Origin of the sequence: Vibrio sp. 10N.261.46.E11, from assembly GCF_041472735.1 — a bacterium.
Classification (GTDB): Bacteria; Pseudomonadota; Gammaproteobacteria; order Enterobacterales; family Vibrionaceae; genus Vibrio.
Map to the genome: position 1 here is coordinate 1 of NZ_JBFRQW010000016.1, position 24751 is coordinate 24751.

A 24751-nucleotide genomic window follows, 5' to 3' on the forward strand; every position below is an offset into this window, starting at 1 on the left:
TCTTAAGTGAACGGCATTAGCCCGAAGGCGGTTTTTTATTTCTAGATTGGGTTATCTAATGACTTTTCTAAAGGCTTAGGTGCTTGGGTGACTGCTGGTTGTTTCTCTATCCAGTGTTTCAGCCATTTTTTTCGTTTTGTGTCGTCGTACTGTTTCCACGTTTCTGACGCTGACTTATCCACACCGTTTTTTGTTGGCTCTTTAAAGATAAGCCATGGCATACCACTAAAGAAATTACCGGCAAGAGCTTTATCTGAGCTTAAAGATGGCAATGACACAACAGCATCTCTCCCTTTGTCATAATCATGTGTGCCATCCACTTCAACTTGGTTTAAGTGAGTAACAGATAGTTCAAGGTTTGCTTTGCCTCCTATGACTCCTCCAAACGGTCTTAAACCTTTAAGTTGTGCACCCGTTGGTGCAACATAACCTAAATCAAATTTCATGCAATAAACGGTATAGTCTTTGCTTTTTTGCAAATCATTCTTTTTCTCTAGGCTAGCCACAGCTTGATCAATAAAGGTTTTCATCGCATTGATCTCACTGCGATTTTTTTCTGACGATGATTTCTTCAACTCCCAAGAACCATTATCACAAGAAAACTCACCAATATGGTACATGTCTGAAAAATACCTAGGGCCCTTAACCAACTTACCTTTATTACCTTCTAGTCCAAGCTGAATAGACATATTCACTGAACCCCAGTTCATTCGTGTCGATTCGTACGCTTCTTTATTATGGGTATCACCCAATAGCAAAACATAAATGCTCGCTGGGTCTTCTTGTCCTTTATTACCCCATGAAAACCCGTCGCGTCGAATATTACGAGCAGAATTCAACCATTCCTTACTTTGGAAGAAATTTAGACCTGATGACTGGGTTTCGATAGCGACGACTTGTTGCTTTATGCCTTTGATGACTGGAATGGAGTTCTTCTTACTCTTAGCATTCATTAAGGTAAAGCTCTCGACCATAAGATCTTTCTCACGCAAAAGTAGCGCCTTCTCACCGAGATAAGTATCAAGTAGCACTAACTTTGTTTCGGTACTCAATACTCCAACTTTTAACTCATCTGGCAAGTCGTCAAAGTCTTTACCTTGTGTGTAATCCGCAGGCAGGTAGAAATTGACATCCCCTTTCTTTTTTCTAATCGATAGACTGTAACGCATGTTTTGAAAGCCGCCGCCCTTTACATAGCGCTTAAATGAATCGGTTTCAGAAAAATAATCACTTGGGTTCCCAGCTTTTGCACTTCCAGCAGCAGCAAGACTAAAAATCGCGTCGGCAAACAGTAGCTTAGATTTTGATGTCATAGGCTTCATACCATCAATCATCGCACTCCCGAACCGATAGGATGGGCAATGGTCGATTGCAATCAATGTTGAGTCTTCATTGACACCTTGTTGTTTATAAAACTTAGCAATTTCACCATTTGGATCAACTTCAAAATCAGCGGCCTTTTTAGGTAACATCCAATCTCTGAAAGCGGGACCATTTATGTTTTCAAGACCGTCTACTCGGTTGTAACCTATGGTCACTTCCTGAGCATACTTATGCTCTTTGGTGAGCACTATTTGAACTTTAACTTTATCGTACGGCCCTATATGACCATTATCGGATTGTTTGATCCAATTATCATAAGGTAGCCAATCGGGCTTATCTGATTCTTGAAAGCGCGCCGATTTGACTAAGATTCGACAGAACCCTATCGCCTCTTTTTTTAGTTCACTGTCTTGTGGGTTGAATGCCTGAGTAAAGTTTTCAAACATGCTTTCTTCTGGGTGTTCAAAAAGCATCGTTTGAACAGGAAAAACTCGATTAAAAGCCCCTGAAGCTTTATTTTTATCTCCAACTTGATACCAAGAGTAAGCATTCATCCTGCTGTTCTCAGAGATTGGTGCCGGCCAATATTGTGAAGCCGCAGGCATTTTTTCAGCCAACGCGTCATAAAATTGATTTTCACACTGGTTCTTCCAATTGGCAGCCATAGTATTTCCTTTAATCGTATGAACTGACCAATCATCTCCTAGAATGTAACGCTCAATATAGTCTTTTACTTTATAACGCTTCACCAAAGACTCAAATGACACCAATGAATCAGCATGCGCTTTAACACCAAGATCGGCGAGTAGTAAAACCAAACCATTGATTGCCAAAGCTCTAAGCTGGTAGCGCTTTAGCAATTCCTTTCTAGATTCTTCACTCTCGAAGTGAGCAACAAGCTCTTTGTAGGAATTGATTTCCTTCCTTTCTAAAGCAATATTACTTTTACGTAGTTCTTTAAGTAACTCAATATGAATATTGGATAATCGTTCCAATTCTCGCTTCACATTATGCTTTTCATTCAGCTCATTCAACAAGGAGTCCAGTAGCGCATGGTCGATCATTTTGACAGCTGAAATGGCAGCTTTTTTTCCTTCTTTAGCGACAATTACCCCGCGAGCAACCGGAGCAACAACAGGCACATAAGAAGCAACATCAACCAAACTATCGAATACCGCCATCCGTAATTCGGCTTCAAGTTTGTCTTCTGTATTCATTGCGATTTCAAGAGCTAAACGTGAGCGCTCCATCGCTTGTGAGCCATAACGGCTAGGATGAAAATACACATCGAAAGATTGCATATATATACGTATGACGACTCGTCGGTTCTGTTTTAAGTTTGGATTATTACGGTCAATTTTTTCGCCTTCCACAGGTACATAGATAGGTCGACTTTCCCCAAACGCCTCAACTGAAATTCGGTCTTTAAAAACAGAAGATACCTTTAAGAGCAGAGCTTTCGCATTTTCCGCTCTATCTGCCGCCACCTGCATGTTTTTTTCAGCGGTATCGACTTGGCATGCATGCCCTTCAACGTCCACCCTTAAATTTGATTCCGCTTCTAGCACCTCCGCAAGTGCGGAACCTAGCTCCATAAACACAGCTTCGTTTTCTTTTAGTTCAGTTTCTTTAGAATTAAATTCGAACTTAATTCCAATACCTGCACCGCGAGAATCATTCACCATGTAGGCTGTGATTTGTTCTTTAGACTTCTCGCGCGCTTTTTCTAGAGCCTGATCAATCTTTTCCTCTTGGGCGGTGTTTCTGGTTTTCCAAACAGGGATATGTTTTAAGTAATCATCAGCGACCTCACCAGTCGCCTTGTCTGCCGTTTTTGCTTTTTTGCCCTGTTTTATTACCGCCTTCGCTTTTTTAACCAAGTCGATGCCACTGGTCACGGTACCAAACGCATTAACCCCAATCGATGCTCCCCCAGTAAGCCACGCTTCAGCGACTCGCCCTGCCACCACTTTTCGATTACCCATGGCGGCATCCATTGCCGTGGAAAATGCATTCGCTCGTAGCTCCGGAGTATTAAGCACTTTTGCATGGAGCCATGCATTCCACCCTAAACTTACCGTTTGAGGAGAATGTAATTCACGCAGTGTATCCAAGGCAGCTTTAGTGCTATAAATACCATAGTAAAGTTCTCCAGCGGCTTTCATCGCCGGTGGCATATCTGTTTTCACGGCATCCCAATAGAGTTTCGAGACATTATTAAACACCGCTTGCCTGCCATCACTATCGAGGGTGTCTTGCAGGCTACCACTCATCAGCCCTGCACCTAATTGTGCAGACACATCTCGGATATTCTTAAGTAACGTCAAGCTTCGAGATGCAGGTGTATTGGCTGCTGCTCCTTGTGCATTACCATGAAGATAGTGCTTCATGTTGCTGAAATACTGCGGGTATTGATAAATCAAAGATTCTTCTAGGGAAATCATATCGCCACTGACAATGGCGAGTTTACCTAACGGCGTGCTAGAAGAAAATGAGATATGTTCGCGTAATTCGTATGTGTAAGCAGTATCTAAACCATCAGCATATTGATCGATATGAGCTTCTTTAATGAACTTAGGAATACGATTTGGCATTTTACTGGGTATAAACTCAACACGAATGCTATACAGACCCTCTTTGAACTCAGTTGGGTTCATATGGAACAATGCGCATGGATATTGCTTTTCATCCTCACAATCAGTGTTTGCTGGCAGTTCGGCTTGAACAGCTTGCTTTGTAATAGACTTATATTCTCCAACTCTTACTTGTGCTTCATCTTTTTTATCTAGTTCGAACTTCAACAAGCTAACTGTCGCACCTGCATAGTCCTTGTCTGAAAATACTACTGCGCAACTCGCTACAATTGGTAAAACGAAGCCTTTCAACGGTTGCTTAAGCTCACAAACTTCCTCATACCACTTGTTGTATTGTGCTTGTTCCTCGGTAAGTTGCCCATTTTCAGCTGGTTCATAAGGTTTAGCCAACTGTTCAAGACTTATTTCAGTCAATGTTAGCTGAGTTTCCTCGTCCTCTTTATTTTCTTTATTCTCCAGATTGCCACTCAGTTCAGCGATTTTTGCAGCTAACGCTTTGGGCTCTAACTCAGCAAGTGAAGCAATTAAGGGCAGTGGCGGAAAACGGAAAGTAAAAGTCTGTTCCCCTCCTTTTGGTAAATCACAACCAAGTGAGTGGATAGGGTGTTCAGGTGTCAGAACTTCAAACGCTCCATATTTATCGCGCTCGCCGTTACCTAATGTGCACAACTTAAAATTGTGATCGGTTGCCCATAGCTTAGGGTTTTCGCTATCGGTTACGTTAAGCATCGGTACTTTCGCTAACGGGCGAATGTTGGTGATTTCTTTCTCTACCAAACTCGGGGCTGAGTGCCAAGATGGAAAATCTATTTTTTGAGTATTAGAATTTAATTTCCCCTCATAATAAACGCCGAATAAATAGTAATTCGTATGTAGTGGAATCACTTTACATGTATCAGAGACACTCATAGCTCATCCCCTTTAACAAAATCGCCATTATTAGAAAAAGCGTTGTAAAGAGAAGACCCCTGCGCAAGTTGACCTGTACCCAATTGTTCCCATTTTACATATTCGCCAAACTGGTTATTTTCGGTCAACTTACTCAAGATTACTCTAGCAGCTCCATCTCGAGTGTAGGTCGCGTCTTTACCCAAAACTTCAAAATAGCGAAGATCGCCTATCGCTCTTGGAACAATTTTTTCTTTTTGATATGTACGTCGCTCGATATCAATTAAATAACGAAACTTGCGACTTTCACCCCATGCATACTTACCGTCAGGACTAATACTCCGTTTATTAAAAGCATAATTATTCAAATTGTCTTCATCTGGATTAATTCCAGTACTAAACAGAAATGCATTTTTAGCCTCATCATAAACAGCGACACCAAAGTCATTTAGAACATACCTTTTACCACCTCGAATCACGGAAAACTCGTTAAAGTCGGTTTCTACTAGCTTCTTACCACCTGTCGCTAAGGTGTACTTCCAATCTTTAAATTTATCTGTGTAATATAGATAACTGCTGTCTTCCGCCCAAAGGAATTCGGGGTAACCGCGAGAACGACCTAGCTCAATATACTCACCCGTTTTAAGATCTTTAATAACCTTAATCATGCCTTCATTGGTGGAGTATGCTAGAGCCAAATACCTATTGTCTGGTGATATGCGTACTAAACGCCCTCTTCCATTAAACTCGTCAGCAACCAGACGTAGGTCTGTCCCATCGGTTTTGATACTCCACACCTTAGGACGTTCTTCATACAGGTCGTCGGTACTGTATGTACCATTATCCCAATAAAACACGACTCTTGGTAAATCGTATGAGTCTGGGTTGTTAAGATCTTCTCGCGGCCATTCTTTGGCTTTTACGATATAGTGCTTAGGTTTGCCCGTTTCTGTATCATAAATAATGTAATTATTTTCTGTAATGTACACACGACCATCTTCCCACTGCTGTGCATTTTTTGCCGCAACAGGATCATCTTCAACGGTCTGAGGCTTCACCGCCTGTTGCTGCTCAGGTACTGTTGATTCTACTGATTCGTTGTTGCATCCTGACAATACCAACAACGCAATCAGGCTTAAGCTATGACGTAGTTTCATTCGTTATTCTCTTTATTATTAGGCGTATTTGCATTTAGGTTAAGCAAATACATAACATTCTTGATGTATTGGCATTGACCGCTACTCGCCCGACTTATAAGCCAATAAGTCGGCAATTGGTGTCTGGTGAATTATAACGGTTTGGTTATCACGGTTTTGCCTGCTGTTCCCCAAATAGCCACGTACTAGATCGACCTCTTCAACTTCAACCGGCCAGCCAGAAAAGCTAATTAACCTAGCGCCTTTGTCATTTTTTGCACACTGACGAAGCGATACACGTTGCAACCAATCACCGTCGCACTGCTTGAGTTCGAAATAATCGTCTGACTCGTCCAAAGTTGCATAGCCTGGATACTCAAAAACAAGCTCTACAGGCTTGTTTAAATAAACAGCAGCCACATTTTGGTTTAGTTGACTTTGAAGTACCGCGTATTCACCCTGATTGTCGCTCGCAGCGTTTGGCAAAACAGACAACAATCGAGTGACCCCCTCACCAGTTTTAAAGCTCTGTTCACTACTGTATATCTCAAGGTCTACCAATTTTGTCGCTTGAGCGTCAGGATCCGACGCTAGCTGAGATAACTGGCTGTGACTTAGCTGATTCGAACTGTAAAACATATACACATCTTGGGGTTCACCTTGAACTTTGTACGGCACCCAGATATGAGGCAATGAGTGACCTTTTGCTTCCCTTTCTCCAGTAGTACCGTCGACTGGACTAACGAAAGTTTCAACTTTCATCGATATTGGAGGATCACACTCAGTCAAAACGATTTCAATTTCTTCTTCAACTAGATTGAATATGCGAGCCTCGCCTGAGCCATTCAACACACCTTCACTTACGTTCTCACCGTTTTGTAATACTTTAAAGGGTTCATAAGCATATATACCCCCTGTATCAGAGTCCTCTATATGTATATCGGCATGCCTTCTCGGTCTAGAATCGCTGGAAGCAACATCAATATCGGTATCTGAAAAATAACCATTTTTTTCAACGACTAATTCACGCCATATTTCATTGTTCCAAACAACATATACAAATCCTGAGCCGAGCATTTTGGTCGCCTCATCAGAATGGTCACCAGTAGGGAAATGAAGTGGAACAACAGGCACTAATATATTATCCCACTCGTCCATTTGAGTTTCTTTATCGACGGGTTGGAGATCTTCAATCAATTTCAATAAAATCGGTTGCGGTCGGTCTTTACAAGGAACTCTGATATAGAGCGTTTTACCCTCGACTTCGAGATCTTTAAATGTCGCGAGACTGCGGTGTTTGTTCCCGGTATCGGCCTTGCCTACGGTGACTTTTTCTTTTTGAGCCTCAGTTTTACCCAACATCAAACATGCCGCATTGCTTGACCACTGGCCCGCAAACTCGACCACAATTTTATGTTCTGGGGAAGGTTCAACCGGCGAGAAGCTATAGTGACGTGCCAAAGGTACATCATCGACAACTTGCTTGTAGTTGGCTTTGTGAACACGCTCTGAACTGCTATTACTCACCCTATCAACATGTATCTTCAGTTTAGGGAAGTTTGCTAGCTGCTTACTCGTTAATGGACTGCGTCTCACATTGGGTGAAAGACAAACCCAGTTCGCTTTTGCAAGTTCTACTCGAATAGCATTAAGCAGGCTGTGGACATTTTTTTTAGCCGACGCAGTAATCTGCTGAACCAGAGTGCTTGGTAACTGAGCCAAGATGTCTTTAGGGGTACGCACACGCGAAAATAGCCCAATACACTCATCCGGAGTTAGGACATATTGAAGATCGTTCGTACTGAGAGACGAACTAGATATAAATTTGCAAACTAAGTGCATTTGGATTCTCCACAACCTACAGGTATATATAGTTGCGGTGATAACTAAGCTGATAAGGCTTAAAAAACGATTTGGTTAAATAAATTCTACGCGTAATGGTTATAAATTTCAATAGATTAGAAATGATGACACCCCAAGCTAAAACACTAGCAAAACAGTTAATTAAACAGGGGAAATAGTCAATTTAACTAACAGACTAACGGAGAAGGCAATTACGCATAAACATCACGTAACATTCGTTGTACACGTTAAAGTCAATTCCGACAAAACCGGAAACACGTACATAGTGGCGACATATCTTCGAGTTAGAAAGCTTGTATAAAGCATTATGTATCGATAGTAAAAGAGTAAAAAAAGTGGGAATAAATCCCCACACAAACACAGCTAATAGACAACATGTTTTAATAAACAATTTAGCTAAAAATAGGGGGTAAAATAATTACCCAAAGCAGAACACCACACTAATTACAAAGTGTGATGTGGCTACTATATAGAGTCCCCATCTATTATCAAGATGGTACTTTCATGGGACTCACATCAAAAAACACTATGAAAAATATCGATAAACTCAGCATTTTGATTACATTACTAGTTATAATAATTATCTTAGTTAAATTTCACCTAAATAATGAATTAATTTGAAAGGAAATATTTCAACAAAAATAGACATTAATTAAAAACAACATTCATACTGAACATTATATCGATATTTGTGGAGAAATTAGAGGCGATAGGGATATCGTACACTTAAATATTTATAGCCTGAGATATGTGTATAAAAAGGTCTGCTCAACAGGCAGACCTTTTTCTCATTTCTTGCATAACGATTGGCGCTATGCTACGAATTTTTTATTACTGCCTAACTCAAAAGTTTGATGAAATAGGTTTGGTTTAATAACCGCCGTGGATCTCACGCCCTTATTCAGAGTAAAAACCGATTCAATCACAGCTTCTTCAGCTCCTATCGCTTGGTGCGTGGGGTTAAACGTCGCGCTCGTTAACGTCGGCATTGCTTGCGCAAGCGTAAAGCTTGCGCTTTCGGTGACTTGCACGCCTGAAGCGTTGGTGCCCGACACAATGACGGTGTAGCTGCCGTTCGGTTGATCGCTGATGTCAACGGTACTGCTGCTCCAAGCCCCGCCGTTGGCGACAGTCGCAGAGCCACTTTTTAGCACCGCATCACTGCCCTGCGCTTTCACTTCTAGGCTAAGCCCTTGGCCATCAAAACGCGTCGATGTACCTGAAAACACCAAGTTAGTGGCATTACTGCCGTCCACGCTGCCCACTGGCGTGATAACCAGCGTTGGCGTGACAGGCAGCGAATGTGTGCTGTCTTGCGTGCCCACATTACCCACGAGATCTTTGTACTGGTCTACAATCAGAGCCACAGTTAATTCATTGGTATCAGGCACTTGAACGTTACCCTGCCAAACTTTATTATCAGCCGTGGCAGTTAGTGAGTTGATTTGATTACCACCAAGCATGGCCGTTACTTCTTGTAATTTTTTATCAAATTCAAGGGTTACTTTTACATCTTTGCCTATTTCCTGGTGCATTGGCGCAAATTTCACGCTAGACAGGGTTGGTAACACACCCTCAACCCCCAAAACCAAACTATCCCCTGTGCCGGGGATAGTATTTACGCTTTGATAGCTATCATCATCGACCCGTATCGTGATGGTTTTGTCTTGTTTCCTTGGGGTTATGTAATCGACAGTCCAAGTTATATTGTCTGTTGTTCGCCAAGAAGCCTGCTTCAAAATCCCAGTATCGTTGCCATCACTGGCGTTCACTTTCAAATCCACAAATTCAAAGTTGTTAACCTCCTCGGTGAAGGTAAACGACAGCGGAATTTCAACTCCACCAGCCAAAGGCATTGACGAGGTTGTCGATATGGTAAGTGCTGGAATACTTGCGGCTTCTACTTTTTGATCTATTAATTTCTCAACTTTGTGATTAACTAAATCCACTGCTGTGACTTTTATCGAATAGTCGCCCGATGATAGCAGATAACGGATCAAGTATGGGTCACCGTCATTGGTAGGTTTTGTTATCGACTGAGGATTAACAAGGGTACCCGCACCATTGTCTGCAGTTGAAGTAACACTGCTTAGGTTTTTATCAGTAATATGTGTGCTCACATTCAAGTAATATCGACCGTTCACTGGGGTCATCGAATCCTGACGACCAGTTATACTCGCGATAACTGGAGCTTGGTAGTCAACAATCGATTCAATACCCTGAGCATTGTAACTTCGATTGAACATGTCAAAATCAGTGATGGTCCGCCCTATAGAGTCAGTCACCGTTACTTTGTACTTATACGGTAATTGGTCATCAACGCCAAAAGTCATAGTGTCTGAGCCTTTAGCAGACACGATTTTTCCAGTAAAGCTAATCATGCTACCTGAATTAGGAATCAAATCGATAGAATAGTGCGAAGCCTTTACGTTCGCCCCCTCATTAGACGTAATGTTGAATACCTGGCTATCATTGGTAAAAACAAGCTTGCCTCCTTGCAAGCTTGATATTCCATCAAAAGCCACTCCAATGGTTGGGGTACTTATATCTATATCGATTATCTTGTTTTGAGCCCAACCAACATTATCCGTTGCTTCGACATTGACTCGAATTGAGCTTACTCCTTGTAAGTCAGTTTTTGGAAGCTCAAAATAGAGGTGTGAGCTGTCGCCAACGTCATCTTTATCGAAAACATGCTTAGGATTAATCACTGTATACTTAACGCTTGCCAAACCACTGCCATCATCCCAAGCAGAAAATTGAAATCTAATCATGTTCGCATTATCAAGAGATTGGCTAAGAGTTACAGATCCATCAATATTTGGCTTACTATTATCTACCATTACACTGACTTCATCACTTTTTGACTCACCCCACACGTCAATGACTTGAATTCGTGGCTTGATGATCTGCCCATCAAGCTTATTATCTAATGGAGCAATAAATGTGGAGCAAAAATAACCATTGGCACACGTTGTAAAAGGATAAAATTTTTCCGGGTGATCATTTAAATTGTACGCAGTACCGTACAAGTTCGCGACGACATTTTCAAGAACAGAATTTTGCCTAACCTTGACCTTAAAGTTCATTTCAAGCGTCTCACCTCGAATAATAGAATCTGCAGTAGGACTGCTAATTATGACATCCAAATCACCTTGGGCTGGAAGCAATAATTCTAAAGCATGGTCCGAACCTAAATTTCCAGCAGAGTCAGATAAATTCTTAATGGTGTATAAATGTCGTAAAGCCCCCGAAGGAAGAATATCAGAATACAACTCTGTATACGTACATGTCGTTACGCCCGACGCAATGTTACAGCTCTTTGGTTCAAAAGGCATATTTAAACGATTTCTCACCAATATAGGCTTTTTACCATCACTGATATTTACACCTGAAAGGTTGTCTTTAAAGCTCAAAGTCAAACTCAGCATTTTCTGACCTTTAGCGTTCAAACCAACATCATTACCAGTAAATTGATATGAGTTTTGTTCAACCAAAGGCGCTTCGATATCCATCATATTAAAGCTGAATTTACTTAGGGTTTCAGTGCCATTTGTTCCGACTGTTTTAGCTATCAAAACAACGGGAGAAACCGACATATTCACATTCGTTTTTACACCACATTTATAGCTCTCTTGTGGATTAGTAATGACTCCTGAATAAGCGTTGCTTGAACCATCATTAGGCTCCCCGTCTGAGGTGTAATTTTCTCTAACCCAACATTCTAGTGTTTTTGCTTTCACATTCCCTACAGGTGCGAATTCAACATTTAAGGTATCCCCCGCAATATGACTTTGAAAATCATTTGGCTTAGCGATTGAAAGCACAACACCTTGACGTTGCACATTGATACTTTCTGACCTTTCGGTGACGGGCCTTTCTTGGCCAGAGTTATAACGTACGTTGTTATACACTTTGAACCTCAGCTCATAACTACCATCATGTGATAGCTCAGCTGATGTTAATCGAGCTTGCCAGAGTCCGCCTTTCTGAGAAAATGAAATTTTGTTGGATTGCTCACCATATTGGTAAGTACCCTCCACCAAAGGTATCCCGCTTTGATCTTCAGCATCAATAGTGATAATGACTGGATCATTACGAGTAATTTGGTTCCCTCCACCAGAGGAAATTGGTGTCCCATCTTCATATGTAAAGGTTACCGAATGAATTGTTGGTTCAGAATTCTGAACTTTAACCGCATAATCGACGCTTGTCGTATTCCCCCTAACATCCGAGCCAGCTAGTCTTATTGTGCGAACGGCGCTGACGCCATCATTTTGGCCACCTAAAGGAACCTTCATATCTTCACCGACCGAGGTGCTTGCATCAGAGGCGTTCTCTTTGAAGGTCCAATACTCTAATGTTGCTTTATTAACACCGTCAGTTGAAGCTGTTCCTCTACCATTTAAATCTTGTGCAGATAGATTGAATATATAGCCCCCAACATAATAGCGGTCAGGATCAAATGCATTAAGTTTTAGCGATGGCCCTTCACGATCCAACAAAATAGCTTTCATTTCCGTTTCAGATTCGAACCCATATTCGTCTACAGCTTTAAGATACAAATTCGCCTTGTTATCGTCGCCAATAACAATGTTCCTACTTAGATTTTCTGCAATTTCAATGTCAAACGGTTGCGTTGGATTTTTAGGGACTATTGAACGTATAGCGGCACCTTGACCTTGCTGCCAGAGCTCAACCTTAGATACGTCGGAATCATCAGATATAGAGTTGAGCTTCACAGTAAAGTGGGAACCAAGAACATAACTTTCACCAGAGTTGTTATCTACCATCCATGGTTCAGCTAATTCGATTACGGGCCCCTTGTTGTCAACTTGAAACTCGAATTCACCGCTATTTGTGCCCGATGGATAAGAGCTGTCTGTTGCGGTTACGTAGAATACGTTTTTCTCATTATATTTGAATGCATCTGCCACCAATCTAACTTCTACGTTAGGTTGTATACCTAATAAATATGGTTCAGCACTCGCCGCAGGTTCTGTTTCGTAATGTTGTAAAGTGAAGCGTCTTCCTGATTCTCGTTTCATATCCACTTCCACCGAACGACCAGGGCTTAAGCTCCATGTTATATCTGGAACCCAACTTGAATTCCCGCCTAAATAATTAGTCATTTTAGCCCCATTAACAACCGGACCTTTTGAATCTAGCAAAACGTTAAATTTAGGTGCATTGGGTGTCTGCCGATTAACTCTATTAGACAAATTGTCTTCAGCGTTAACATAGACCGCCCAGTTTCCATCTTCGGGACTAATAATTTTACCTTCAGTACTACACTTATTCCCAGAGCACAGTTTTACCTTAAAATCATTCTCTGTATTACTTGAAAAGTGTGAACTAGCCTCATAATCATGCGTAACACCCGTTACCGAGTTATAGAACGTAAGGCCACGCATATTCAGCTTATCACCAACAATATCGTCAATTTTGAAAGTTAGTTCTTGGACATAATTGGTGTTTAAATAAACGCTCTCGTCGATTGGTTGGCCGTTCCCATCGCTAGGGGAAATATACGTTGCAAAGGGAAACTCGTTATCAATGTACAATCTTACTGTGTGAGGAGCGTGCCCATTGTAGCCATAGCTATTTTGATGTTCATCCATAGCACTCGTTATAAGTGCAAATTCAACCATACCTTTAAGATCTGAAGACTCCGTATTAAGGGTAAATAAATACTCTTTTTTATAGTTATCACCACTACCTGACTCTTGAATATTCACATCAATTGGGATTCCCGCATTGGGCTTGTTTTTTTCATACCACATAGTAGAAAAAGAGGGCTGACTTCCCGCTTTTACAACAATGCCAGACGGGTCTTCCAAGACAACTCGAGAATCAACGACACCAGCCACGTAATGCTTGTTTCCGACCCATGTTTCTCGACCATTTTCGATATTCAGGGATGGTTTAGGCGGTGATTTGTCAATACTTTCACCCTCGCCCTCAATAACTGATTTATTATTTAAATCAGGGTTAGCCATTGATATATGGTCGGCGTACCTTTGAGCGAAGTTAGCCTCAACACCATATTTAACAGTCATAATGTCATAATATGACTGTGCTAAATCATGCCGGTAAGAATCTGAACTAAATTCATAGGAGTCTAGAACTAGTTTTTTTCCACCACTCCCAATGCCATTTGCTAGACCATCATATTGCAAATCATCGTAAATGGCGGAAGCAAAATCAACAGAGCTACTCAAAAGCATATTATGCTTTTGAGTCAGATCGTAAATAGCTTCCACTAAAAATCTGTGTATATAATTATTCGACAATTTTTCTGGAATTGCTCCTTGAAGCATCTCATTCGTTGCGTACGATACAAGAGTTGGGTCAAACCCGAAAAAGGACTGACTACCATCAGCTAGAGCATTTTGGACATCGCCTAAAATTTGGAAAGCAACCTCAGGTGTTTTATTTCCAGCCTCAACTTGATTCCATTGAGAGTCAAACAATCCGGTTTGGTATGCCGATAGTTCAGTAATATAAAATGTCTTGGAGCCATTAAGTTTAAAGTAAGCTCCTAAGTTTGTGCTATTTAAGTCAACTGTCTCTGACTGTGAGTCTGGATTTTTCTGCCATTTATAGTAATAGGGCTGTGTATTACCATCAACACCGATTAAACGTACCCGCATAAAATCGTAGTTCACGACATCAGTTGTCGTATCACATCGTGCAACATCAAGAGCTTTAGTTGCTCCATTGCTTTCTATATGTTGAATCGTGGTGCATCTGCCTAACGAAGTAAATTCACCCTTGGGATTTAATCCCTCTAACAAAACATTAGCGCCAATAAAAGGAGTAACGATCGTCATCGTTGGTAAATCGAAACTGCTTCGAAAATAAACACTTTGTTCAGCGCTTTCATTTTCAGATTCATCAATAGTTTGAATAACTAACTTTTGACTGGTGTTTTCCGACGTTGAATCAAAATTATCGCCCAATATTTCTTTGACGAAGGGAACATAGTAGACCACTTCATTTACATGACCGTCTTCATCCGAAATACTCTCATGTGGAATGTTAGCGCTAGAAGCTACGGTATCTGTCACCTTTTGAAGCACGTAATTATTGTCATTATTTTGGCTAACGTAATATTTTACAACTAACTTAAGTTTTTCGGCACTAGCACCTAACCCTATATCTCCATTACCGTCAGATACCCTTACGCGAATATATGGAATTTTATTTTCTTTTAAAAAATTCACATTGAAGTTGCTAAAATCAACACTGGGAATTGAATTTAAAATCCCTTTACTAGCGTAAAGGTAATCGATCTTCAGATAATCACGACTCGAGTTAACCGACTCGGACGTATAAGTATCTTGCGTATAGATATCTTCTTTTGTTACTCGCTCACCATCGACACCAACATTCACGTAATTCATTGGGGCATTCTCAGGATAACTAATCACTTGTGCCGGTACTTGGTCATCACGAGCAACTTCGTGAAGTTTCTTACCAATATTACCTTTGCTATCACTCGCTTTAATTTCAAATGTTGTTCGTGTTACGAATTCACTTGTTGAATATTCTTTACTAAATTCACAGGTATATCCTCCACAAGCAACGACTTCATCCAAGCCACCTTTAAATGAAACAGTAACTGATTCAACCAGTTGCGAGCCTTCTTTTACGATGCCTTTAAGTACATATTCTTTGGTATTATTATTTATTGAACTGCTTGAAGTGACTTCTATTACCGGCGCATAATTGTCCCATTTGAAGTCGACGTAATGACCAGAATTACGCGTTTTAACTAGCTCATTACCCAATACATCAGTGGTATAAAAAACCAAACGTGCGGCGGTGACATTTGAAATATCAGTTTTAGGATCGATTTCCACATTGTCGATGGCTTTGGTATCTACCCTTACTTTTACGCTTGTTTCACGAAGACCCCCTTGAAAATCGTTGAACTCTATAAAACAAAAGTCACTACCCGAAGTTGTCTTATCATCACATTTATTTCCATAAGACCACTCTCCATTTAATTGGTACTCTAGATACGCGGAGACACCTTGAACGCCAATTTCATCGTTTATCTTTATATCCAGTCTATCAACCCCAGCCAACACACCGCTGTCTGTTCGAGACACTGTAGGAGCTTGGGTATCAATTGCAGTTTCATCACGAGGAGGTAAAACACCCTCGGTTCCTGTGCTAGTACCAAGCTCGTTAACTTTATTACTAAACTCAACATACTCGCCTGCATCCGTGCCTGAAACATTTAAGTTGAGATCATTGACGACAATCAGAACATGCTGAGCTAAATCGTTAGTGTAAATATCACTAGAAACTTTTTGCTGACCAAAGGTTAAAGGGGTTACGCCTCCTGACACTGCACTTATTTCCTGCCCATCTAGAAGACCATCAGCAATCACATCTCGATACTGAATATCCGCTAAATGAATCGAAGTGTAAATATCACTTTGAGTTTCACCGTATTTTTGGATTAGGTCGTTCGCAAATGAAGAATAAGCTGTTAACAAGGCGCCATATTTATGTCCTGATGTAGCAAAGCTACTTTGACCGCCTTTAGTTATGTCAATTGGTTTGGTTTCGTTAACATTGAAACCATACATATCATTTATGCTATTAATTGATTCAGATATAGCATCAGAATCAGATGAGCCCTTACCAATCTTATATTTAGTTAAGCCCGATATGATGTTCGTCAAAGGGGTTATCATTAAGCTCTGGTCACCACCTTCCTTGTAGTTAACCATGGCCTCTAAACGGAGTGTTTTTCCGTTACTAGAAGACACCGTATTTTTTGTTAGAGGGTCAGTATAACTGCCTTCTTTCGCTACGATGAAAAGTGGCATCGATGAAGATTCAAATTCAACCTTATAGTCACCAAAGGCATCGGAAGTTGTACTTGCCAGCTTCCTACCCAAGTTTCCATCCTTGTATTCGAACACCTCTATCTTTGCACCACTTACAGGGGCATCATAAACGTTACCCGAGATGCTTCCTGTATTCCTTGCTGGCGGGATATTATCACCACCACCTTCCCCACCACCACATGCGCTTAAGAAAAGCGATGTAACAATAAGACCTAATGTTGATTTGTGCGTATATTTAGTGAACATAGTATTCTGGCAGAGTATATTTTGTCGCGATTATATTATCGTCTGTAATTTTCTCAACATGACAGAATAACTACTTATAAAGTACAATTTGGCTAAATAAAAAGGTGAAAGGTTTGTTTTTCTATCGTTGAAAAAAAACACCCTACACCTTTAACCAGTCGTTACGAAGGAATTAACTAAAACAACATGATAAAAAAATGAATAAATATTATGATCTAATCCCAACTTTGACCCATTAACTGAATTTGATTGATAGATTATGTACTTTAAAAGAGAGCACCATTTAAGTCTAAATGCCTTAAAATCCGGCTATCTGATGATTTTTATCATCATCCCTCTCGCGATATTTATAGTTATAAGCCATTCAAATATTAATAAAAAACAAATTCCTAACGTAACTAGTTCCGAAAACCGTCCGACCATAACACCTGCTCCTACATCTGAAATGGTTTCAGGTGTAGTTAAATATACTTTTATCAGTTCTGTACTGTCTTCTGGTTTGACGAATAACGAATTAAAATCACTATTGAGTTTATTAGGAGACAATTTTGACATTATCAAATCAGTTAATAACGGTGATAAATTCTCAATAAAAACCCGAAACAACGGAACCAACCACGAATATGTCAGTGCTTTTTACTATTCAGGTAGTGATATAGAATTTTTCGCAATGAGAGGGGCTGATGATAATATCTACAATGAAAATGGCTATAAATTAAACAATGACTATGTATTTCCTCTTCCTCTGTATTTTCGAGTGAGTTCACCGTTCGATTTAAACAGAAAACACCCAATAACCAACCGTATTTCACCACATTTCGGAACAGATTACGCGACCCCTATTGGTACAAAAATTCGTTCACTGTCAGATGGCGTTGTTTTGAAGTCTCGCTATAACCGTTTTGCCGGAAATTACCTAACCATAAAGCATACTGATGGAAACTACGCACGCTACCTGCACCTCTCAGAAAGACATGTTTTGACTGGAGATTTTATAACAAAAGGTCAGATAATCGGTTTGACTGGTAATTCAGGTAGAACAACTGGACCTCACTTACACTTAGAGCTGTCGGTTGCAGGAGTCCCAGTAAACTTTGAACAATATATAAAATCAGAGAAAGGCCATAGCAACCAATTCATATACATGGCTCAAACAGAACATCAACAACTAAAAAGAAAACTTGTTCAATTTATCCAATCAAATCAACCCTCAACATAGGTTTCATCCTGTTATAGCACTTGGTTTCCTTGTTTAGTCGAATCGACCTGATACGATTTAACATTCTAAAAAGACAACCGATTGTTTAAGTTTGGCATTTTCAATTGCGAATTTTTTCTCTGTCGCTGATTTTCGCATCTTTTTGACGGCATTACGTCATCCATAGGTTTTATGGTTCATATAACGATAACTGTCGTGTAGCAGCGACACCGACTTTATCTGCTAACTTAAGCGCTTCGTCTTTGAATTCAGGAGCATGTTTGATTCGTCTTTTCTTGTTGTCATTGTTGACCTTGTTAGTCATTGTACTCACTTAACTCAGTGCCCCAAACTGCTGGTCCGGACATTGTATTCTCAAATAAAAGCACCGACGTAATTGTCGGCGCTTAACTATAAGTATGAATAGGTTAGAGGTTGTCAGCTACTTTGCCAAAGAACTCAAAAACTCGGCTTCGAACTCTTCATCGGCTTCTCGGGTTAGGCACTCCACCAGCCAGTCGATGCTGTGATGGTCTAGCTTACTGTTCACCACGAAGGCTTGCTTCACGCCAAATTGATCTAGCTTGGCAGAGCCATAGTTCTTAAGCGATTTGTTGCCGTGATAATGGAGTGACTTAATCGCCTCTGCGTTGGGCTCTGGTAAGGCATCGAGTGTGTTAGCAAGTTGAATCACCAACTCCATTGGGTTCTTGGATGATGAGATGCGGTACAGAAAGCCGCCCTCCACTCTTTGGCGTACCCAATAATCAAAGCCGCTGCAATCCATCACCTTGTCGCTGACCAATGCGGCTTCACTGCGATAACCACACGGCTCTACGACAACAGGTGTGTGTTTGAATTCTGGCTGACCAGAGGCTGCATCGGTATGAGGTAAGATCAGGTCGCACGGCTTGCTGTCTTTGGCGGTTGGGGCGTTCCAGTGGATAGGCATGAAAACTTGTTCGCGGCGCATCTCTTTGGTTACCACTAAGCGGGCTTGGCACTCCCCTTGTGCACTGCGCACTTTCACCACCGGATTAATAGTGGCGTGGTTGAAGGCATCTAGACCAAATTCATCTAAACCAAGCTCAGCAACCGTATCTGGATGCATGGCGACAAAGGGTTCTGGTGTGTGTTCACCTAAACCTGCGGCTAAGCCCGTGCGGCTCATGGTGTGCCATTGGTCTCGGATTCGGCCTGTGTTCATGATAAGTGGAAATTCGACACTGGTATCGGCAATCGGCTTGTCGTGTTCAACAGCAATAAACTGCGCTTTGCCAGATTCAGTAAAGAACTCGCCATCGGTGAACATGCGCTGTTCAATGATCTCTGGTTGATATTCAAGTACTGGCCATTGCTGTGGAGTGAGTTCACCATAGCCTTTCTCATCTAACTGAGTAAGCCCGATTAAGCACAAGTCACGCGCTTTACCTGTTTCATTACCGAGGGCTGTCATCTCGCAATACTCTTTGAAGATCTCACCTTCGTGGCGGTAATCAAACTGATCTTTGAATCCCATCTTTTGCGCGACTTCTTTTAATATCCACCAATCGGGTTTGGCTTCCCCAGGGCTTGGTAATACGCGGCGCTGACGTGAAATTCGACGCTCAGAGTTAGTTACAGTGCCCGACTTTTCACTCCATCCTTGTGCGGGCAAAACAACATCAGCCAAGCGTGTGGTTTCGGTATCAGCAATGCAGTCCGACACCACCACAAATGGGCACTTCTCTAATGCGGTTTTGATCTTTTCGCTATCTGGCAAACTCACGACTGGGTTGGTTGCCATGATCCATACCGCTTTGATTTTTCCTTCATTCATGGCATCAAACAGGTCAATCGCTTTTAAACCCGCATGTGTGGCTAAGCTATCAGTTTGCCAAAACTCGCTCACGGTTTCGTGTGATTGCGGATCACCAAATTCAAAGTGCGCCGCTAAAGTATTAGCTAAACCGCCCACCTCTCGCCCACCCATCGCGTTCGGCTGACCCGTTACAGAGAATGGCCCCATACCCGGTTTACCGATTTTCCCAGTGGCTAAATGACAGTTAATAATGGCGTTTACCTTGTCGCACCCTTGTGTCGATTGGTTCACGCCTTGAGAGTAAATGGTCAGCACCTTTTCGTTCGATGCAAACAAACTGTAGAACTGTTTTAGCTGCTGCTCTGTTAACCCTGTGAGCTCAGGAACGCTTTTGTCGCCCCAGCCCGATTCGGTATAACGATATTGCGTTGCAGATCGAATCGATTCAGTAAAGCCTTGGGTGTGATTTTCTATGTAGTCGGAATCTAGCTTATCGTTATCATCGAGGTAGCCTAATAAACCATTGAACAGCGCCACATCTGAGCCGGATTCCAATGCCAAGTGAATGTCTGCAATTTCACATGTGTCGGTATAACGCGGATCTATGACAATAACTTTCAATGCAGGGTTGGCTTGTTTCGCGGCTCTTAATCTTTGGAAAAGTACCGGGTGACACCAAGCGAGGTTTGAGCCAGTGATAACGACGACTTCTGCTTGTTCTAAATCTTCATAACAGACAGGAACGGTATCGGCGCCGAACGCGCGTTTATGCCCAACCACACTCGATGCCATGCAAAGGCGAGAGTTACTGTCGATATTGCCACTGCCGATGAAGCCTTTCATCAGTTTATTGGCAACGTAATAGTCTTCGGTAAGCAGCTGACCAGATACATAGAAAGCAACCGAATCGGCCCCAAATTCTTCGATCGTTTGATTGAATTTATCTGCGACTAACTGCGTGGCACTGTTCCAATCCAGTGATTGTTTTTGCTCATTCTGAATATGAGCAGGTTGTGTAAGACGGCCTAAAGGCGTGACGGTGTCACCGAGGGCAATTCCTTTAGTACACAGCTTTCCGTAATTAGATGGATGATCTTTATCACCGCGTACTTCTAGTTTTCCTAGCGATGTCGGTCTCGCTTCTATTCCACACCCTACACCACAATAAGCACAGGTTGATTTTATCCAGCCGCTGTTTGAATCGGTCATCCGTTTCTCGCTCAATTATCCATAATTGTAATAATTCAAACCAAGCAAATAACACGCCACTTCATAGCAATCAACAAGCGAGAAATATTTACCAATAAAAACAAAAGCTTAATAAAATAAAACCTATCAGAAATGATCAAAATAGAAATTAACCACGATAGAAACTTAATTTTTGCACCATCTTGCAGAAAGTTGCACCACAAATGCTCATTTATATAAATCTAACAAAAAATTTACACACCACTTTAGGGGTAATTGCGTGCCACTCGCATTTTTTAAGACATTGAAAAACATGAATTAATTTTTATTTAAATGAACAAACCGTAATCTGGCACCCTCCTTGCTCAACTAAAAACCAAGAGTTAGAAAAAACATTTTTTGTTTTTCTTGATGATTATGAATTGAGTGGAATCTCAACCCGGTATTCATTTACTAACTACTAGAAATTAGATGCTAGTGATGATAACGCCGAGAATAAGGAATGGATTATGAGCAAGAAGAAAATCGTCGTTGTTGGTAACGGCATGGTTGGACACAAATTTATCGACAACATCCTGCAATCAGACAGTGATGAATTTGATGTGATTACTTTTAGTGAAGAGCCAAGGTTAGCGTACGACCGTGTTCAACTGACGGCTTACTTTAATGGTAAAAGTGCTGATGACCTGTCATTGACCAGTGAAGAGTATTACCAAAGTAACGGCGTGAACTACTTGTTGAACCAGAAGGTTGCCAAGCTAGACACTGCCAATCAACAAGTCATCACTGAAAGTGGCCACGTTGAAAGTTACGACAAGCTAATCTTGGCGACGGGCTCTTTCCCTTTTGTTCCCCCTATTCCCGGTAACGACCAAGAACACTGTCACGTTTATCGTACTATTGAAGACTTAGACGCAATTGAACTATCAAGCAAAGGTAGCAAGTCTGGCGTGGTGATTGGTGGTGGTCTGCTTGGCTTAGAGGCCGCAAACGCAGTCAAAAACCTTGGCTTAGAAACCCATGTGGTTGAATTTGCGCCTCGCCTGATGGCGGTTCAATTAGATGACGGTGGCGGTGCCCTATTACGCAGAAAAATTGAAGACCTTGGTGTGCAAGTTCATACCGAGAAAGCGACCTCTGAAATAGTCGATGGCGAAAATGCTCGCTACCGCATGAACTTCGCCGATGGCACCCATTTAGAAACCGATATGATCGTATTCTCTGCGGGTATTCGCCCTCAAGATGAGTTAGCAAGAAGCTCTGATGTCGAAATTGGCGAGCGCGGCGGTATTGTCATCAACAACCACTGTCAAACCAATATAGAAAACGTCTACGCCATTGGTGAATGTGCCCTTTGGGATAACAAGATCTTCGGCTTAGTGGCGCCCGGTTATTCGATGGCAAAAATCGCGGCTTCGCATATTGTCTCTGGCGGTACTGACGACACTGCATTCACTGGCGCAGACATGAGCACTAAGCTCAAACTGCTTGGCGTCGATGTTGCTAGTATTGGTGAAGCACACGGCAAGACGGAAGGCGCTCAATCGTATACCTATAACGATGAAATCGAACAAGTATATAAGCGCCTAATCATCTCAGCTGACGGCACAAAGATTGTCGGTGCGGTATTGGTCGGTGATGCAGAAGCTTATGGCTCGCTACTGCAAATCAAGCAAAACGATATGCCCCTTCCTGAAAACCCATCAGTGTTGATTTTGCCTAATGTGGCCGATGATTCAGGCTCTGCAATGGGTGTTGAAGCTCTGCCTGATAGCGCTGTGATTTGTTCATGTTTTGATGTGACTAAAGGCGACATTAAAGACGCGGTATCTGCTGGCTGCACCACTATGGCTGCACTGAAAGAAACCACCAATGCTTCAACAGGTTGTGGCGGCTGTTCTGCTCTTGCGAAACAAGTTCTCGATAGCGAACTGAGTAACTTGGGTGTTGAAGTCTCTAACGATATCTGTGAGCACTTTGCTTACTCTCGCCAAGAGCTGACTGACATCATCCGCGTCAACAAAATCAAGACCTTTGATGAGCTGTTAGATTCTCACGGAAACGGATTAGGCTGTACCGTGTGTAAACCAGCTGTCGGTTCGATTCTGGCTTCGTACTGGAACGATTACATCCTTGAAGATCAACACATCGAACTGCAAGACACCAACGACATCTACCTTGGCAACATGCAAAAAGACGGCACCTACTCAGTGGTTCCGCGTATTGCTGGCGGTGAAATCACACCGGATAAATTGATCGTACTTGGTGAAGTCGCTAAAGAGTTCGACCTGTACACCAAAATCACCGGTGGTCAGCGTGTCGACTTGTTTGGCGCACAACTTAACGAACTGCCTATCATCTGGAAAAAGCTGATTGATGCAGGTTTCGAAACGGGTCACGCCTACGGAAAATCGGTTCGTACCGTGAAATCGTGTGTGGGTAGCACTTGGTGTCGATACGGTGTCGACGACAGTGTTGGCTTAGCGATTCGACTAGAGAACCGCTACAAAGGCCTGCGTTCACCACACAAGATCAAGTTTGCGGTTTCTGGCTGCACTCGTGAATGTGCAGAAGCGCAATCGAAAGACATTGGTGTTATCGCAACAGACAAAGGTTGGAACCTTTACATCTGTGGTAACGGCGGTATGCGTCCTCGCCATGCAGACCTATTCGCCACTGATTTGGACGAAACCACACTCCTTAAATACATCGACCGCGTTTTGATGTTCTACACACGTACCGCAGACCGCCTACAACGCACATCAGTATGGATGGAGAACCTTGAAGGTGGCATCGAATACCTCAAGCAAGTCGTGATTGAAGACAAGCTCAACGTTGCTGAAGAACTCGAAGCGGACATCGCACTCAACATCGAGAAGTACCAGTGTGAATGGAAAACCACCATTGAAAGCCCTGAGAAGATGAAGCGCTTCCAGCACTACATCAACAGTGAAGAAATGGACACTAGCCTCTCCTTCATCAAAGAGCGAGAGCAACGCTTTCCTAAGCCGAGCTTGAGTGATTCTTCGAATTCACAACGTGATGAACAGCTTGCTAAAGCCGACCAAATCGAAGTTACGGAAGTTTCGTAAACCGAATGGACGGTGAGTGAATCAGTAACAACTAAACCAATATCGATAGTCGACAGTCGCGCAGCCAAAGAAAACTGCTGTCGGCTATCACCCTAATTAAATTGATTATTAGCTTTATGTTTAGACTAGGAGAAAGTCATGGAAAATTGGACAACCGTATGCAGCACCCGCGACCTAACCCCAAACGGAGGAATTTGCGCCAAAGTAGACGATAACCAAGTGGCTATTTTTTACTGCAAGCGTAGCGACACACTTTATGGGCTCTCTAATTACGACCCCATCGGCAAGGCGAATGTGATGTCACGTGGTATAATTGGTTCATTAAGCGGTGAGCCTTACGTGGCCTCACCTCTGTACAAGCAGCATTACCACTTAGAAACTGGCGAATGTCTTGAACAGCCTGAGCTCAAGCTCGTGAAATTTGAAGTTCGCAAGCAAGGAGAACAAGTTCAAGTTCTCGCACCTCTTGCTATCGCCAGTTAACTCAAACGCCGACACCATCATGCAAACGCTTATCGGCGTGCGCAATTTCGGCACAGGGTTTATGCACATAAA

8 protein-coding genes and 1 pseudogene are annotated in these 24751 nt (G+C 42.0%); 3 read left to right on the forward strand and 6 right to left on the reverse strand.

The window, feature by feature from the left end; all coding sequences use genetic code 11:
* Positions 1–41 precede the first annotated feature (41 nt).
* The 4 genes from AB4407_RS05070 to AB4407_RS05085 all read right to left on the reverse strand — a co-directional run bounded on the left by AB4407_RS05070 (position 42) and on the right by AB4407_RS05085 (position 16917).
* Positions 42–4826 (reverse strand): OmpA family protein, encoded by a 4785-nt coding sequence (locus AB4407_RS05070; RefSeq protein ID WP_372119287.1) that lies wholly within the window; start codon positions 4824–4826, stop codon positions 42–44.
* Positions 4823–5962, reverse strand: coding sequence for a Tricorn protease domain-containing protein (locus tag AB4407_RS05075; RefSeq protein ID WP_372119289.1), 1140 nt, complete (start codon positions 5960–5962; stop codon positions 4823–4825). The genes AB4407_RS05070 and AB4407_RS05075 overlap by 4 nt, the downstream gene beginning before the upstream one ends.
* An 81-nt stretch (positions 5963–6043) precedes the next feature.
* Positions 6044–7783 (reverse strand): hypothetical protein, encoded by a 1740-nt coding sequence (locus tag AB4407_RS05080; RefSeq protein ID WP_372119292.1) that lies wholly within the window; start codon positions 7781–7783, stop codon positions 6044–6046.
* A gap of 833 nt (positions 7784–8616) precedes the next feature.
* A complete protein-coding gene (locus AB4407_RS05085; protein ID WP_372119295.1) occupies positions 8617–16917 on the reverse strand; it encodes a hypothetical protein in 8301 nt (2766 codons plus the stop codon).
* A 259-nt stretch (positions 16918–17176) separates the two neighbouring features.
* On the opposite strand from AB4407_RS05085, the gene AB4407_RS05090 reads away from it, so the two are divergent.
* Positions 17177–18136, forward strand: a complete 960-nt coding sequence (locus AB4407_RS05090) for a peptidoglycan DD-metalloendopeptidase family protein (RefSeq protein ID WP_372119297.1) — start codon at positions 17177–17179, stop codon at positions 18134–18136.
* Between the two features lie 175 nt (positions 18137–18311).
* Here AB4407_RS05090 and AB4407_RS05095 read toward each other — a convergent pair.
* Both AB4407_RS05095 and AB4407_RS05100 read right to left on the reverse strand, forming a co-directional pair.
* Positions 18312–18440, reverse strand: a pseudogene (locus tag AB4407_RS05095) (IS3 family transposase); the annotation flags it as partial.
* 117 nt (positions 18441–18557) lie between these two features.
* Positions 18558–21140, reverse strand: a complete 2583-nt coding sequence (locus AB4407_RS05100; RefSeq protein WP_372119299.1) for a molybdopterin oxidoreductase family protein — start codon at positions 21138–21140, stop codon at positions 18558–18560.
* 473 nt (positions 21141–21613) lie between these two features.
* Here AB4407_RS05100 and nirB point away from each other — a divergent pair, with 473 nt between their 5' ends.
* Positions 21614–24196, forward strand: a complete 2583-nt coding sequence (nirB, locus tag AB4407_RS05105) for a nitrite reductase large subunit NirB (protein ID WP_372119302.1) — start codon at positions 21614–21616, stop codon at positions 24194–24196.
* Between the two features lie 138 nt (positions 24197–24334).
* Positions 24335–24679 (forward strand): nitrite reductase small subunit NirD, encoded by a 345-nt coding sequence (nirD, locus tag AB4407_RS05110; RefSeq protein WP_055319440.1) that lies wholly within the window; start codon positions 24335–24337, stop codon positions 24677–24679.
* The last annotated feature ends 72 nt before the right edge of the window (positions 24680–24751 follow it).

What these genes read in the sequence shown, in the direction of transcription:
- AB4407_RS05070 (WP_372119287.1), bottom strand. Translation starts at nt 4,826, where the DNA reads ATGAGTGTCTCTGATACATGTAAAGTGATTCCACTACATACGAATTAC.
- AB4407_RS05075 (WP_372119289.1), bottom strand. Translation starts at nt 5,962, where the DNA reads ATGAAACTACGTCATAGCTTAAGCCTGATTGCGTTGTTGGTATTGTCA.
- AB4407_RS05080 (WP_372119292.1), bottom strand. Translation starts at nt 7,783, where the DNA reads ATGCACTTAGTTTGCAAATTTATATCTAGTTCGTCTCTCAGTACGAAC.
- AB4407_RS05085 (WP_372119295.1), bottom strand. Translation starts at nt 16,917, where the DNA reads ATGTTCACTAAATATACGCACAAATCAACATTAGGTCTTATTGTTACA.
- AB4407_RS05090 (WP_372119297.1), top strand. Translation starts at nt 17,177, where the DNA reads ATGTACTTTAAAAGAGAGCACCATTTAAGTCTAAATGCCTTAAAATCC.
- nirB (WP_372119302.1), top strand. Translation starts at nt 21,614, where the DNA reads ATGAGCAAGAAGAAAATCGTCGTTGTTGGTAACGGCATGGTTGGACAC.
- nirD (WP_055319440.1), top strand. Translation starts at nt 24,335, where the DNA reads ATGGAAAATTGGACAACCGTATGCAGCACCCGCGACCTAACCCCAAAC.